This window comes from Halohasta sp. A2, assembly GCF_056175805.1.
Window position 1 is genome coordinate 1 of the sequence record NZ_JAQFWV010000233.1, and the last position, 374, is coordinate 374.

Here is a 374-nt window from a genome sequence, read left to right on the forward strand (position 1 = left end):
ATCTTGCTAAAGAGCATGTTGACGACCCAGATGAACCCGCTGCGCCAACTGGCGACAGCGGGTTCGCTGAGTGGGTGCAGATCACTCTCATCCTCTTGCATACGGAACTCAACAAGAGTTTCCGAGATACAGAAGCATGGTTCAATGACTCGAAACCACTTCACGAGGAACTCAACCTCCCAAAGACACCAGATCATACAACTCTCTGCCGGTGGGAACAAGATGTCGCAATGCGGGAGCTGCGCCGCCTGCTCCGCGCTTCTGCGGAGCAGGCTGGCTGGTCAGGTTCTGCAACAATTGATGCGAGCGGCTTTCAGCGTGACCAAACAAGCTGCTACTATCGAAACCGTGCTGGATTTTCGTTCCACAAGATC

1 pseudogene is annotated in these 374 nt (G+C 53.7%); it reads left to right on the plus strand.

Going from position 1 to position 374, the window contains the following annotated elements:
- Window positions 1-374: pseudogene (locus O2S87_RS18940) on the plus strand (IS5/IS1182 family transposase); the annotation flags it as partial.